A 13735-nucleotide genomic window follows, 5' to 3' on the forward strand; every position below is an offset into this window, starting at 1 on the left:
TCCCCCGTAGGCTCCTACCTACAGTATTTTACTTAAGAACGCCTGTGTACGGGAATTCTTAGGATGAGCAAAAACCTCGTTGGGCTCTCCCTCCTCCATAATTACACCCTCATCCATGAAGATTACTCGATCACCAACTTCACGGGCAAATCCCATTTCATGAGTAACGGCAACCATGGTCATCCCTTCACGAGCTAAATCCTTCATTACGGCAAGAACCTCTCCAACCATTTCCGGGTCCAAAGCGGAAGTGGTCTCGTCAAAAAGCATAATCTTCGGTTTCATCGCCAATGCCCGGGCAATCGCGACCCGTTGTTGTTGCCCACCAGAAAGACGATCCGGGTATTCGCCCGCTTTGTCGGATAGACCAACTTTTCCCAAAAGATCTAAGCCAATCTTTTCGGCTTCCGCTTTATTCATTTTTCGAACAATTTCTGGGGCAAGTACAATATTTTGAATTGCTGTCATATGCGGAAAAAGATTAAAACGCTGGAACACCATGCCTACTTCTCGGCGAATTGCATTAACATTAATCTCGGAGTTAAGTGGAATTCCATCAACGATAATTTCTCCACTTGTCGGCTCTTCCAGTTTATTTAGACAACGCAAGAAGGTGCTCTTGCCCGAACCACTTGGGCCAATGACAACGACAACTTCTTTTTCTCGAATATGGCAATCAATCCCTTTAAGCACTTCGAGCTTACCATAGGATTTATGCAAATTCTTAACGTAAATCATTTTTCCCCAACCTCCTCTCCGTATAGGCAACCCATTGGGAAATCAACTGAGTCATTAAGAGATAATACAAGGCAACTGTGATATACATGGGGATCGGTTGGAACGTTCGTCCGGCAATAATCTTGCCGCTATAGAAAAGTTCTTGAATCGCGATGATCGATAATAGCGACGAATCTTTAAGTAAGGCAATAAACTCGTTGCCCAAAGGCGGAATCACTCGCTTGAAAGCTTGCGGCAGGATGACGTAACGCATGGCCTGACTATGGTTCATCCCCAACGACCGCGCTGCTTCCGATTGCCCACGGTCAATGGATTGAATCCCTGCTCTAAATATTTCGGCGATATACGCCCCCGAATTGAGACCCATCGCCAAAACCCCTGCAAAATACTGATAGTCTTCCGGCAGAGTCTCCCAATGAAGGATTCTAGGGACTAAAAAATAGACTAAAAAGATTTGCACCAACAATGGAGTACCTCTAAAAAAATCAATATAGGCGATTGCCAAGGCCCGTAAAATTTTAAATTTTGACAAGCGGGCCAAAGCCATAATAAGCCCAATAACCACTCCAATGGCGACTGCACCGGCTGTCAGCTCCAATGTAAGTAACGCTGCCTTATTCAGTATAGGAATGCTGTCTAGGGCTGCCTTCCAGTTCATTTCCACAGAAAATCCTCCTTAATTATAATTCTATAAAATCTAATAGGAATCAATCAATCGTGGCTATTCGCATATTTTTTTTGCCACTGCCTGAAATTATACATTTTGAGACAAATTTATACAAGCAAAAATGCATTTCAGGAAGAACTTGGCCCAATTGCAAATTTCAGACGATCTATTCTTTCAAGCCAGCACTAACGCTGCATATCATCATATAAAAGGAAGGCACTTGATCAAGTGCCTTCCTTTTATTATTTCTTTCAAGGATTAACAGTGATTGAAAAGGCTTCTTAAAATTTAGGTGCATCCACTTTAAACCACTTTTTGTAGATCTCATTGTATTTTCCGCTATCAATTAATTTTTTCAAAGAAGCATTCATTTTCTCGCCTATTTCCTTGTCTCCTAATTTCATGGCTATTCCATAAAATTCTTCACCAGTGTCTGCATCGACTGATTCAATTTGAGCGCTTGGATTTTGGGCTTGAAACCAAAGCACAACTGGCGCATCGGCCACAACAGCATCCACTCCACCATTCAGAAGATCGTTGAGAGCGTCCGGTGTCGTATCATATTTTTTTGTTGCCATTCCTAGTTTCTCAACTGCAAATTGTCCCGTTGTATTAAGTTGGACCCCGATCTTTTTACCTTTCAAGTCTGCTAAGGTTTTAAAGCTGGCGCCTTTTTTCATAGCTATATACTGAGTACTTTTAAAATACTTGTCACTAAATTGAACATTCTTGGCACGATCATCTGTAATCGTCATGGCTGAAATTACCGCATCATATTTCCCTGCTTGCAAAGCCGCAATTAAGCCGTCAAAAGCTGATGTCTCGATATTCACCTTAGAATATCCCATATCTGCTCCAAGGGCATTAATGAGCTCAATATCAAACCCTGTCGCTTGCTGCTTCTCATCCATGAACTCGAATGGTGCATACGCAATATCTGACCCTACTTTCAGAATCTTTTCCGCGGGTGCAGGAGTAGGAGTAGGAGTTGGTGCACTGGCATTTCCGCAGCCAGCAAGTGCCAAGAGACTTAAGCTAAGTAATCCGCTTAAAACAAGACGAAACTTCGGTTTAAACATGTTTATCCCCCTTTTTTCATTGGATGAACGAAGCATACTCTTTATACAAGCTTTAGTGTATGATTTAGCTCATCCATCTATTTTTCTAATTATACATACTTGTAAATATTTATGGAAGCCATTATTCTCTATTTTTCATTCTATTTCATGCTTATTTTTCAAGCGCAGGTCAAAAAACATCGCTTAAACCACCTTCAGAGCAATTTTCAATCCCACTTCAGTCAGGATTATCGCAATACCAGAGTAAAACAATTCTCTCCAAAAGTGTGCACAAAATAGTATCATTTATCCCCCAAAGTTACGCACAGGAGCCTGTGGATAATGTGGATAAGTCTTAAAAATCTACTACTTTTCACAATAAGGCTGTGGATAACGTTGTTGAAAGAATGTTTTACCGGTAGTTATTATCAAATACAGAAAAAAGCATTGGCCGACTTCGAGTCAACCAATGCTTGTCATGTCAAATAATTTAATTCAATACCTGAATTAATATTGCTCGCGAGCTGGACGATGGTGTTGATAGCACTCACGGCAGTATACTGGACGATCGGATGTCGGTTGGAAAGGAACTTGTGTTTCCACTCCGCAGTCCGCACAAACAACCGTAAACATTTCACGTGATCTTCCTTCTTGGGAATTACGGTTTGCTTTGCGGATGTTGCGGCATTCGCGGCAACGTTGTGGTTCATTTTCGAATCCTTTTTCAGCGTAGAATTCTTGTTCTCCGATTGTGAAAATAAAAGTTGCTCCGCAGTCTTTACATACTAGATCTTTGTCTTCAAAGGCCATGAAAGATATTCCCCTTACGTAAAAAAATGTAATAGGCTCTGCCCATCCACTAGTAATTATAACGCTAATCACACAAAGGCACAAGTTTTTTTTCGAGTCCCGCTGCCAGACACAGGCCATAAATTGCTTGAACTCCACTTTCGCGCAGAGTTTCTGCCACGGCTTCTAACGTAGCTCCTGTTGTGGTTACATCATCCACCAGCCATATGCTGCGCCCTTTAATCTTCTCTGGTTGTTGCACTGCAAATGCACCTTTCAGATTATGCAAACGTTCTTGACGAGAAAGGGAAACTTGAGACGATGTTGATATGATCCGTTCAACTCCGCAGAGAATTGGTAATCCTAATTGCCAGTGTAACACGGAGGAAATGACCTCTGCCTGATTAAAACCTCTTTCTGCCATACGCGATGCATGCATAGGGACCGCCACTACACCATCGACGACAGGAAGCTGACTAATCGCCCAATCAGAAAAAGGGCGAGCAATTTCTATTAAGCGCCGAGGGTGTGCTTTGAACTTTATTTCTTGAATAAATTCCTTTAATCCTCCGGCATAATGACCCCAAGCTGTAATCTGATCAAGATGTTTAGGACCCTTTCCCTTCTCACAATCCAGGCAGTGTATCTTCTCTGAGAGAATCAACTTTCCACATCCCCTGCAACGCCCCAGCTCTGGATGAAGATACTCTGTTGTACAGGCTGGACAAATCGCACCCTGCTCCTCGCCACAAAATATACAAGCTTGTTTGTCTGCATACCATAAAGCCCGCGTGATCTTTGCCGCTTCTATCCCGAGCTCTCTCAATACTTTTACCCTCCCGCTGAACCTGCGTTAATAAGCCCTAATTCCATGGCATGTCTATTTTGCTCCTTAATCCACAAAACTGCAGTTTTCATGGCCGGCGTCCTTCGCTGAGAAACAAAAACGACCTTTCCCTCAGGACTTTCTCGAGTTCGCCCCACCCTTCCAGCCATTTGTACCAAGGCACACTCATCAAATACAGGATGGTCTGCCGCAAGAACCACGACTTGTATCCTTGATAACGTGATGCCTCGCTCCAAGATCGTGGTACTTACAAAAAGATCAAACTCTCCCTGACGCAAGCGCTCAAGTTTCGTGGAACGCCCTAAGTCTGAACCGTAGCTACCGTCAACACACCAATCTGGAAAACGTCTTTGAAAGCATTTGATCCACGGTTTGATCCAAGAGATCTTGGGGACAAATACCAAAACAGGTCCCGCTGCCCTCAAGGTATCAATTTGCGATGCCCATAAATCAGTGCAGCTGTAAGACTCTAGAGGATGACGGGATCTTTCCCAACTTGGAACTGGCAAGGGGGTTCGATGGTGTCGTGCTGGTAGTCGAATGAGTCGTATCTTACCTTGTTGAACCCCCACTAATCCTTCAGGGGAGGGCGTTGCCGTCATGTAAACTATCTTGCCGTTTGGACGCAAGGCATGCTTCAGCCCCCATTCCAAAGCGCGGCTCCCATGATAGGGAAAGGCATCCATCTCATCCATGAAAACCACATCAAAAGCTCGCCAAAATCTTAATACTTGATGAGTGGTCGCCAGGACCATTCCTCCGCCTTGAAATTTAACCAGGGTTGTCCCTGTCAACACTTGTAACGGGTAGTCTGGAAAATCCCGTCTCAGCCTCGGTTCAATGTCCTTAACGACATCTTGGCGGGGCGCAGCAAAAAGCACCGATTTTCCCCTCTCTAGAGCCCAAGCTGCAGATGGGAAACACACTTCAGTTTTCCCTGCTCCACACGCTGCCCAAAGAAGTGCCGTCTCTTCCGAAGCATCTTTAATGAATTCAAGCACTTGTTCACTCGCTAAACGTTGTGCCTCTGTTAAGGTCCAGTGTGGCCGAAATGGAACCTCAGAAGGGCCGTCTAAGAGTGGACGTTGATCTCGAAAAAGTACGTCTAGTGAAGTGCTCGGCCCGATGCTCTCACAACTTCGACACGTTGCGGCCATTCCTTGAAGACTGGGCCACTCTTCCACGTTTGTCTCTCCACATCGTTGACACTGCCAGCCTCTGCCGTGCGACTTCACCGCAGGAACCCACTGCGCAATGCCTTGTTCAACACTGGAATGGGCTAGGCTGATGATTTCTCTTTCTTCTAGCTTGAGCTCTCTGGCTAGGCTACTCAGGTCACTGAACGAAAGTTGCCTTCCTAGTACTAATCGATTAAAAATATTCCTGACTTCATAATATCGTTTCTCATCCAATCGGTCTGAACAACCAGTAGCTGAAGCTGGACTAAGTTCCTGCCAGGTGAAGTCCTGGGTGTCCCAGCCTAAAGCTTTGATTATTTTAAGGATCTCAAGTTTTCTATCCCTTCGCTTTGGCCCTTTGTGCAGAAAATTAACGAGTTTTCTCCGATACAAACGCTCCTGAACGATCTGGATAGTCTCTAAAGAGAGGGGTTTACTGAGATAACTAAGAACATCAGAATTCAGCTTGTCCATTGCCTGAAACGGACAAAAACTAATGTTACCGTCTTCTTTTAACGTCAAGAAGAATTGCATAAGTATCCCTCTCTTCATTTTAATCCCCATAGCAGTTACATTTCTACTTCACAACTAACGCTGGAAAGGGGGCACTCGTCAATCTCGATTTCTGGAAACCGTCTCTGAAGACAGGCTAGATATAACTCTTTCTGCTTCGTGGCTACGCCATGATGGATGCGAACTCTAATCCATAAAGGTACCTTGAATTTCTTCTGCATCCTAGGCAAGGCCATTCGGAGATGCCAAAAGTCTTTTTCCAACTCGCCGCTTTCTGAGCCTAAGTAACAAACATAGTTTAGACTATTTGTCTTCTTGCCGCACTCTCTCTGCCATGCCCCAATAAACATCTGCCATTTAAGTGGGATATTCCATTCCAAACTTGAATTAGTTCTCCACAAAAGAACTCCTAAGCACAGCACTACACCTAGTAAAAACATCAGCCACTCCCCCTCACCCACAACCTATGTTCCGGGTAAGAGTTGCGTGAGTTGTCTCTGCCGAGCATATTCAACCAGAAGTTTGATATGTTGAGAAGGTTGAAAATCCTCATATCCCTTCCAGAGGAATCGATCCTCTCCCGAAAGTATAGCTGCTCTTCCCTCAATTTTCTGGGGTATACCTTCGACCCAGAGATAGAGCGGAACTGCCTTTTCAGGGTGCGTACGACGCTGTACCTCAGCTGCATTCCAAACTACTGACTGGGCCCATTCATACGCTTCTAAGTTAAATGGTTGCCAACGAAGTACCTCCTCTACCGCTTGCACCCCGGTATCAGTGTTTCCACTCTTTAATAGGGACTCTGCCTGCTCGCGTCGCGTACTGGTTTGTGTTTGATCCCAGTTCAAGCTCATATTCCACAGGGCAATGCTTCGAGCAGGGTCCTGTTCACGACCAAGACGTGCCTGTGTATTCCAAGTCTTCTCTTTCTCTAGCAGTATTGGATTCAAAAGTCCACTCCCAGTAACCAGACACAAAATTAGACTTATGAAGAATAATCCCCTGCCCCTCAGTTTTGGAACTAATTTTTTCCACTTTGGAACAAGAGAATGAGGCGATTTCTCCCTATTTTGAATGCTCCCAAAAATAAGCCAAAATACAACACCTAACGTCCCGAAGGAAAAATCAGCATCCACCAAACTATGTAATCCCAGAAAGAGTAATGCTCCCCCTGCTCGAATTTCAGCTCTATATCCGTCGACTCCCTGTGACGATATGGACGGCACAGATTCCTTAGCCCAAGTCTGCCATACCTGACCTAAGGTAAAAGCACTCCACATAACCATGCTTAATGCTCCGATAAAACCTTGGTTTAATAAAATATGAATAAAACTCGAATGAGGATCTGCCGTCCAATATGGAAAACGTTGAACCGTGGGAAAAGCCATCCACCCTCCGGCTCGTGGAATCCCCCCTGAGTCCCAAGCTAAGCGTAACCCATCCTTAAAGTAGACGAGCCGTTCTTGCCAACTTGCTGATGAAAAGCTCCAGGACGTTAGGTTCCCCCAGGCGAGTCTATTAGTACGTAGCATGAGTGCTGTTCCAACTACCCCCAGCAAAATTACCCATAGTCCTCTCATTTCCATACTCTTTATTTTCCTAGTAACCGAGTTTAAAATTCGGCTGAATCCCTGCACTTTAACCTTGTCTACCGTTTGACGGTTTCTAACCTTTAATAAAAATTGCCCTATAAGAACTGCCAAAAATATTCCCACTCCAGCGCGCGATCCCGTGCCTAAGAGCGAAATTCCTAGGAAGATCGTTTGAACTGGCTTCCTACACGGACAAAACAAAAGAACTGCTCCCAAAAAAGCTGCTGTGGCATTTGGGTAACCAAAGACTGAACTTAATCTCCCCGCCACTTTGCTCACCCAAGGCAGCCAGCCAATAATAGCCACAACAATCGCCAGCCATTCAATATATTGTACCAGATGTTTTTTGGCAATTTCATCCGCAGAAATCCCCACCCCTAGCCTATAGACAAACCATAGGATTCCCCAGCGTAGAGTTTCAATAAATCCATCCTTAACTTTCACAGGATGAACTATTCCTACCACAGAAAAAAAGAGCATTCCCAAAAACAAAACATCCGTCAAACCAAAGGCAGAAGCCATCTCTGTTACGTGATTAGACTTCGACAAAGTTGACAGCAAAGCATACATTGATAAGGCAAAGGCAAACATAACCCATTCCTGTGAAAAGAAAAGACCGTGGGCCATAAGGCTTAGGGTTAAAAAAAGAGCTAGGATGCGTGCTGTGTTGCTCCTAGCTCTGCTGACTTGCTGTAAAGTTGTCCCGATCACAGGGTAGGTGTCTTCCTCTCCAGGAAGAATTTAAGGGTGCCTTCCGCAACCAGCGTTTCTCCGACATACGCTTTACCTTGGGCAACACCAAACGTTTTTCGCAGCTTCAGAAGTTCCACTTCCAAGCGCAGCTGATCTCCAGGAATCACTTGCCGCTTAAACTTAACTTCATCTAACCCGGCAAACAATCCCAAGTGTCCAGCATACTCTGGCATCTTAAAGATGACCACACAGCCGACTTGGGCCAGTGCCTCCATGATCAGAACTCCCGGCATAATCGGATGCCCTGGAAAGTGGCCCTGAAAAAACGGTTCATTAACTGACACATTCTTTATTCCGACCGCTCTTTTCCCTTCCTCCAATTCTATGATACGATCTACCAGAAGAAAGGGATAACGATGCGGGATAATCTCCTGGATCTCTTGGCTTTGTAGCACTAGTACTCCTCCTTATAATTCGATACTCGAAGCTTGATGCACGATGCTCGAAAGTCAAATATTACGTTTCTCGCCCTGCGCATCGCGCTCCACTATTTACTTGCAGATATGAATCAGTCTGTCTATGATTAGAGTAATTCATTTTTCCTACTCGCTAACTAGTATAACCAAGTTTAAGGCTGAAGGGAAGATAAGAAAATCGTGAAGAACTACAAAATTTTACATATTATAGGTGGGGGAGAAATTGGTGGGGCTGAACAGCATGTATTATCTTTGCTTAATGGTTTAAATGGGTCTCGTTTTTCCCCTCATCTGGCCTGCCTTACACCCGGACCTTTTGCAGCCCTTGCCCGTGAAAGCAATATCTCAACTCGAACCTTTCCCATGCACTTCCCTATAGATCTATCCCCAATGCCCAGTCTCCTGCGTTGGGCTCAGCATAAAGGGATAAATCTTATTCATACTCATGGTTCCAGAGCAAATCTTCTAGGCCGCCTTGGCGCAAAATGGTTGGGACTCCCCTGTTTGACTACGGTGCATAGCTCTCTTGCCCATGATTATCTTTCACCCTGGTCTGCTCGCCTAGCTTTAGGACTGGACCGCCTTACCCTGCCCCTGACGTCTGGGATTATCACTGTATCTGAACATTTAGCACAAGAAGTCGCTTTAAGAGGCGGTCAGAACATAGAGACAATTTATAATGGCCAATCGCCCCTGGCCTTTAATGATCCAGCAAATTCTCGCCACCAGTTCCGCAAAGAATGGAAAATCCCATCTGATGCACTTGTCGTTGGGTCTATTGGCCGACTCCATCCTACAAAGGGACATACTTATTTGATTAAAGCTGCGACTCAACTGCGCTTAAAGTATCCAAACCTTCACCTTTTGCTCATTGGTGACGGTCCCTTTCGCCAAGCTCTGGAATCTGAACTTAGCCATAACCTGATTCCCTATACTTTGACTGGCTACCTCCCCCGCGCCTACGAAGCACTTCCAGCCATGGACCTTTTTGTCTTGCCCTCGGTCAGCGAAGGCATGGGATTAGTCCTTCTTGAAGCAATGAAAGCCGGAGTTCCTATTGTGGCTAGTTCTGTTGGAGGAATTCCGGAAGTCGTTCGCGCTGGAAAAGATGGACTGCTCGTTCCTCCAGGGGATGTGGCTGGTTTCACTAAAGCATGCGCTTCTATAATTGAAAACCCTGATCTAAAAAAGTCCCTTGTTCTCTCCGGCCATGACCGCTGGCCCAAGTTTTCTATTGAAACTATGGTTCGAGAAACCGAACAAGTTTACACCCGCTTGCTTGATAAGTTCACTCGCCCCATCAAAAGAACAGAATGCTTCAAACGACGATAACAAGAAGGGTTGAGCGAAATCGCTCAACCCTTCTTGTTATCGTCGTTGTGTTCGTCTCTAGCACTCTTGTCATTCGTTTTCACCTTATCTTGACGCTCAGGAATTTTATAGACAGGAATTACCTGATGCCTAGTATTCCAGGGATCAGGTATCGGTGCTAGGACTGGAACATTGCCGTTGTCCTGGTCTTTTGTTCGCTTTATCCCTTTATTCACACTGTTCTTAGTTGCATCGGATTCTTTACTCTGCGCTTGACCATTTCCTATTCCCTTATTATTTTCCTGGTCCTTCTGCCAATTCTTAGTTTCCACTTGCTCCTGCTCTTTACCGTTATCTCTCCCTCCATTAGGAATCGTGAGCGGAGAGGATGGTTTATTGGTCAATCCTGAATCTTGCTTCGAAGTCCCTGACCTGCGCGGTGAACCAGTTTGGGACCCTTTCTTCTCTACCTTGATCTGCTCTTGAACCTGTAGGTTTTCTAGTAACCTAACCCGTTGTGAAGTATCTTTTAGTTTTAGTTTATCCGATTGTGTTACGACCCCTGCCTTTTGAGCCGTCTCCCATAGTCCATATTCCCCTAAGGACAAATCTCCCTTTTGCGCCAACTCTCGATCCTGAGGAGTAAGAGGGAAGACCGCAACTTGGGGTGTCAACCCTTTTTTTTCGACTGCTTCTGTAACCCATGCAGTAATTTGAGTTTCGTTGAGTTCCTTAGGCATTTGATCTAAGGTTTTATCACTCATCGGCGAATATCCGACCATAACCCACCGCTGTTCAGAGTTAAGATATTTTTGATCAAAGGCCTCGGTAACTATTTGTTCTAAAACCTCATTAATTGGTTTACCCGTTAGGTCAACACGACTTAGCATACGCTTTGCATCCTCATTCTGCGTGTTAAACTTTAATAAGTGACCTTGGGCATCCAGAGTAAATTGCACACTAGGATTAATATCAACTGAGAGCATAGCTACAGCGGTTGGCGTTTGATATAGGTTCCACCCCAAGAGAGCAACTAAAGTCAAAAGAAACATTGCTGCAACTCCAGCCCATAGGCGTAACCCGCTAAAAAAATCTCTCCCGTTATGTTGGATTTCTATTTCTTCACCCACCTCAGCAAGGAGCCGACTGCGAATTTTGCGAAAGCTTCCGTCCATTCCCAACACAGTGTAATGTGAATCGGACTTTTCTATCACTACAGCTTTCATTTTACTCATCCCTTTGCCCTCCTTTCCTGAGGGAGTACATATTCACGTAAATAAACATAGTCATATTGATTAGCAATAAGTAAAGCAACCGCTAAAATATACTTTCTCCCCCGTTCTAGTACCTTCGGGTGAATTTTAGTTTTCAAAGCCAATGCTTGCATGGGGACTTTCCCCTTTCGTTCAACCTGAAGCCACAACTCAGGGTCACTGGCTAATTCTCGAGCCGCAGTGAGTAGCGTTTCTCGAGAATCCCGATGTTTTGGGGAAGCCGCAACCAGGTCCTGAAAGGTAAGCTGTAACTTTGCCAAGGCTTTAGAAAATTGTTCAATTTCTGCTGCCCGTTCGCTGTTCTGCTCTTTCTCCCGAAATTCATCTAAACCAAGATGAACATCAATTCCACGTCCGACGTCCTCTTGATCCAGAGAGATTGCCTGCCTCAAGCGCTGCCTGCGATAATAATCAATCAACCGTCGTTTCATCAAAACCCGTGCAAAGGCTAAAAATGGCACACCTTTATCCAATTCGAATAGATCGATCGCTTCATTGAAAACGATCAGCGCTTCTGATAATTCGTCATCTTTACCCCATTCTAGAGAACGATAACACGCCTGGCTCGCCACATGACGAATAAACGCCTGAGATTCAGCCAAAAACCCTTCTCGGGCTTCCTGGTCCTCTTTCAAGCGCTGCCACGTCCATTGTTCTTCCCATACTGGCATGCTTACTTCCCCCTACTCTCCATTACGAGGCAGATTCTCTTTTTTAGGGGGTCTTCTGAAAGAATCTCTGCCAAAGCACCTTAAATACAAAGCGTGGTAAAACCGTTTGCCGTTTCCAACGCCAAGGCTCTTTCCACAAGCGATAGAGCCATTCAACATGAAGATCTTGGATGCGTTTTGGCGCACGGACCACTGTTTCAGCTAACGCATCGAAGCTTCCTCCAACTCCAATACTCACACTTGCCAATCGTGGATGTTCAGAAATCCAATATTCTTGACGGGGAGCGCCTAATCCGACGAGCAAGAGATTAGGTCGAAAGCGGCGTATTTCTTCTAACACATGAGGCTCTTCTTCAGAGTTAAAGTAACCATGCCAAGCTTTACATACAATCTCAGGGTATTCACTGGAAACTCGATATACTGCCTGTTCGGCTACTCCTGGTTTTCCTCCTAGAAAGAAGAGTCGCCATTTCCCCGCATTAGAGACCGGAAATAAAGCTTGAACTAAATCAATCCCAGTTACTCGTTCATAAACAGGAGTTCTTAACCTCCGGGCAGCCCAAACCACCCCAATTCCATCGGCTGTTACAATTTCTGCGGAGTTAATTAGTTCCTTTAGCCGAAGATCTCGGATTGAAGCATAGATCATTTCAGGATTAGCAGTAACCACTCGTATCGGAATCTGACTCGCTATCGCTTGACCGATCTGCTCTACTGTCTCTTGCATGGAATAGGTATCTACGGTTATCCCCAGAATATTGACTCTCATAAATTGACCTTCCCTTTCTGAGTCACTGTCTTTGGGCGGGAGTGAGAAAATCCAAGAAAAGAAGTCTTACCCGAACAATTTAATATTCGGTTTAGAACACTATCCTCGGACATTTCAAGTTTATATTTAGGATTCTAGCGCCATCCTTTTATTTAAAACATCCGTTTAATACTTTGCCTGTGCCTAAAGCTACACTGGATATTGGATCCTCGGCTATGCTTACCGGCAATCCAGTTTCTCGGGAAATACGCTGGTCAAAGCCATACATTAAGGATCCTCCCCCAGTCATTATAATTCCTTTGTCAAGAATATCAGAGGCTAACTCTGGAGGGGTACGTTCTAAAACTTCTTTTACTCCAGCGACAATCGCCTCTATGGATTCCTCAAGGGCAACAAAACACTCTTGAGAATTGACTTTGACTGTTTTAGGTAAACCTGTAATCAAATCCCTACCGCGAACATCAATGATCGCCGCTGGACGGCCCTCAGGTATTGCTGAGCCCACCGCCATTTTAATTTCTTCAGCAGTACGTTCTCCGATCATGAGATTATGTTCACGGCGTATATACCGAGTAATAGCCTCATCAAATTTATCTCCACCAACGCGAAGACTACGTTTAGCTACTATGCCATTAAGAGAGAGCACCGCAATATCTGTTGTGCCCCCACCGATATCTACGACCATACTTCCGGTTGGACCAAAAATATCCAACCCCGCACCCAAGGCTGCCGCATATGGTTCTTCTACCACTTTTACATCTTTGGCTCCAGCCTGATATGCTGCCTGCTTAACTGCTCGTTGTTCTACTTCTGTTACTCCTGAAGGAATACAAACTACAACGCGAGTTTTGAAAAAAGGCCAGCGCTTGGCACCCGCTTTCTCCAGAAAATATTTTAACATTAGCTCTGTGGTCTGATAATCAGCGATCACACCATCACGCATCGGACGTACGGCGACAATATTCCCCGGTGTTCGCCCGATCATTAACCGTGCTTCTTCTCCTACAGCAATTCGTTTATTGGTATTACGGTCAATGGCGATTACAGAAGGCTCATGTAACACAATTCCTTTTCCTTTAGCATAAACCAAGACACTAGCTGTTCCCAGATCTATTCCTAAATCTATTCCAAACATTGATGGAGATACCCCTTTCGTCAT

At 44.8% G+C, this 13735-nt stretch carries 14 protein-coding genes; 1 reads left to right on the top strand and 13 read right to left on the bottom strand.

Annotated elements, in window-relative coordinates:
• Nucleotides 1-18 precede the first annotated feature (18 nt).
• From DSBG_RS02270 to fabZ, 9 genes are all read right to left on the bottom strand, one after another.
• A complete protein-coding gene (locus DSBG_RS02270) occupies nucleotides 19-738 on the bottom strand; it encodes an amino acid ABC transporter ATP-binding protein (protein WP_068962612.1) in 720 nt (239 codons plus the stop codon).
• Complete coding sequence (locus DSBG_RS02275; protein ID WP_491005695.1) at nucleotides 725-1396, bottom strand: amino acid ABC transporter permease; 672 nt, start codon at nucleotides 1394-1396, stop codon at nucleotides 725-727. Before DSBG_RS02275 ends, DSBG_RS02270 begins: the two co-directional genes overlap by 14 nt.
• A 290-nt stretch (nucleotides 1397-1686) precedes the next feature.
• Nucleotides 1687-2484, bottom strand: coding sequence for a basic amino acid ABC transporter substrate-binding protein (locus DSBG_RS02280; protein ID WP_068962614.1), 798 nt, complete (start codon nucleotides 2482-2484; stop codon nucleotides 1687-1689).
• 486 nt (nucleotides 2485-2970) lie between these two features.
• On the bottom strand, nucleotides 2971-3273 hold the full coding sequence (locus tag DSBG_RS02285; protein WP_009619469.1) for a zinc-ribbon domain containing protein: 303 nt from the start codon (nucleotides 3271-3273) through the stop codon (nucleotides 2971-2973).
• A gap of 64 nt (nucleotides 3274-3337) precedes the next feature.
• Nucleotides 3338-4078: a ComF family protein gene (locus tag DSBG_RS02290; RefSeq protein ID WP_068962615.1), complete on the bottom strand. Its 741-nt coding sequence runs from the start codon at nucleotides 4076-4078 to the stop codon at nucleotides 3338-3340.
• 5 nt (nucleotides 4079-4083) lie between these two features.
• The gene (locus DSBG_RS02295; RefSeq protein WP_348980956.1) at nucleotides 4084-5829 is read right to left on the bottom strand and encodes a DEAD/DEAH box helicase family protein; all 1746 of its coding nucleotides are present in this window, start codon (nucleotides 5827-5829) and stop codon (nucleotides 4084-4086) included.
• A 17-nt stretch (nucleotides 5830-5846) separates the two neighbouring features.
• Entirely contained in the window at nucleotides 5847-6230 is a 384-nt protein-coding gene (locus DSBG_RS02300) for a hypothetical protein (protein WP_068962617.1), read from the bottom strand.
• Nucleotides 6231-6254: 24 nt separating this feature from the next.
• The gene (locus DSBG_RS02305; RefSeq protein WP_068962618.1) at nucleotides 6255-8093 is read right to left on the bottom strand and encodes an O-antigen ligase family protein; all 1839 of its coding nucleotides are present in this window, start codon (nucleotides 8091-8093) and stop codon (nucleotides 6255-6257) included.
• Complete coding sequence (gene fabZ, locus DSBG_RS02310) at nucleotides 8090-8530, bottom strand: 3-hydroxyacyl-ACP dehydratase FabZ (protein WP_068962619.1); 441 nt, start codon at nucleotides 8528-8530, stop codon at nucleotides 8090-8092. Before fabZ ends, DSBG_RS02305 begins: the two co-directional genes overlap by 4 nt.
• Nucleotides 8531-8731: 201 nt before the next feature.
• Between fabZ and DSBG_RS02315 the strand changes: the two genes are divergently transcribed.
• Nucleotides 8732-9883, top strand: coding sequence for a glycosyltransferase (locus DSBG_RS02315; protein WP_068962620.1), 1152 nt, complete (start codon nucleotides 8732-8734; stop codon nucleotides 9881-9883).
• A gap of 23 nt (nucleotides 9884-9906) precedes the next feature.
• On the opposite strand, the gene DSBG_RS02320 is transcribed toward DSBG_RS02315, so the two are convergent.
• The 4 genes from DSBG_RS02320 to mreB form a co-directional block, all read right to left on the bottom strand.
• Nucleotides 9907-11097: an anti-sigma factor domain-containing protein gene (locus tag DSBG_RS02320; RefSeq protein WP_068962621.1), complete on the bottom strand. Its 1191-nt coding sequence runs from the start codon at nucleotides 11095-11097 to the stop codon at nucleotides 9907-9909.
• On the bottom strand, nucleotides 11094-11807 hold the full coding sequence (gene sigI / locus DSBG_RS02325) for an RNA polymerase sigma-I factor (protein WP_068962622.1): 714 nt from the start codon (nucleotides 11805-11807) through the stop codon (nucleotides 11094-11096). Before sigI ends, DSBG_RS02320 begins: the two co-directional genes overlap by 4 nt.
• Before the next feature lie 43 nt (nucleotides 11808-11850).
• Nucleotides 11851-12576 carry a WecB/TagA/CpsF family glycosyltransferase gene (locus tag DSBG_RS02330; protein ID WP_068962623.1) on the bottom strand — a complete coding sequence of 242 codons (726 nt, stop codon included), beginning with the start codon at nucleotides 12574-12576 and terminating at the stop codon, nucleotides 11851-11853.
• Between the two features lie 148 nt (nucleotides 12577-12724).
• Nucleotides 12725-13711 (bottom strand): rod shape-determining protein MreB, encoded by a 987-nt coding sequence (gene mreB / locus DSBG_RS02335; RefSeq protein ID WP_068962624.1) that lies wholly within the window; start codon nucleotides 13709-13711, stop codon nucleotides 12725-12727.
• Nucleotides 13712-13735: the final 24 nt, after the last annotated feature.

The sequence above is a fragment of the Desulfosporosinus cupriresistens genome (assembly GCF_001707885.1).
Classification (GTDB): Bacteria; Bacillota; Desulfitobacteriia; order Desulfitobacteriales; family Desulfitobacteriaceae; genus Desulfosporosinus.

Coding starts and splice junctions, on each gene's coding strand:
- DSBG_RS02270 (WP_068962612.1), bottom strand. CDS start 738: ATGATTTACGTTAAGAATTTGCATAAATCCTATGGTAAGCTCGAAGTG.
- DSBG_RS02275 (WP_491005695.1), bottom strand. CDS start 1,396: ATGAACTGGAAGGCAGCCCTAGACAGCATTCCTATACTGAATAAGGCA.
- DSBG_RS02280 (WP_068962614.1), bottom strand. CDS start 2,484: ATGTTTAAACCGAAGTTTCGTCTTGTTTTAAGCGGATTACTTAGCTTA.
- DSBG_RS02285 (WP_009619469.1), bottom strand. CDS start 3,273: ATGGCCTTTGAAGACAAAGATCTAGTATGTAAAGACTGCGGAGCAACT.
- DSBG_RS02295 (WP_348980956.1), bottom strand. CDS start 5,829: ATGAAGAGAGGGATACTTATGCAATTCTTCTTGACGTTAAAAGAAGAC.
- DSBG_RS02300 (WP_068962617.1), bottom strand. CDS start 6,230: ATGTTTTTACTAGGTGTAGTGCTGTGCTTAGGAGTTCTTTTGTGGAGA.
- DSBG_RS02320 (WP_068962621.1), bottom strand. CDS start 11,097: ATGAGTAAAATGAAAGCTGTAGTGATAGAAAAGTCCGATTCACATTAC.
- sigI (WP_068962622.1), bottom strand. CDS start 11,807: ATGCCAGTATGGGAAGAACAATGGACGTGGCAGCGCTTGAAAGAGGAC.
- DSBG_RS02330 (WP_068962623.1), bottom strand. CDS start 12,576: ATGAGAGTCAATATTCTGGGGATAACCGTAGATACCTATTCCATGCAA.
- mreB (WP_068962624.1), bottom strand. CDS start 13,711: ATGTTTGGAATAGATTTAGGAATAGATCTGGGAACAGCTAGTGTCTTG.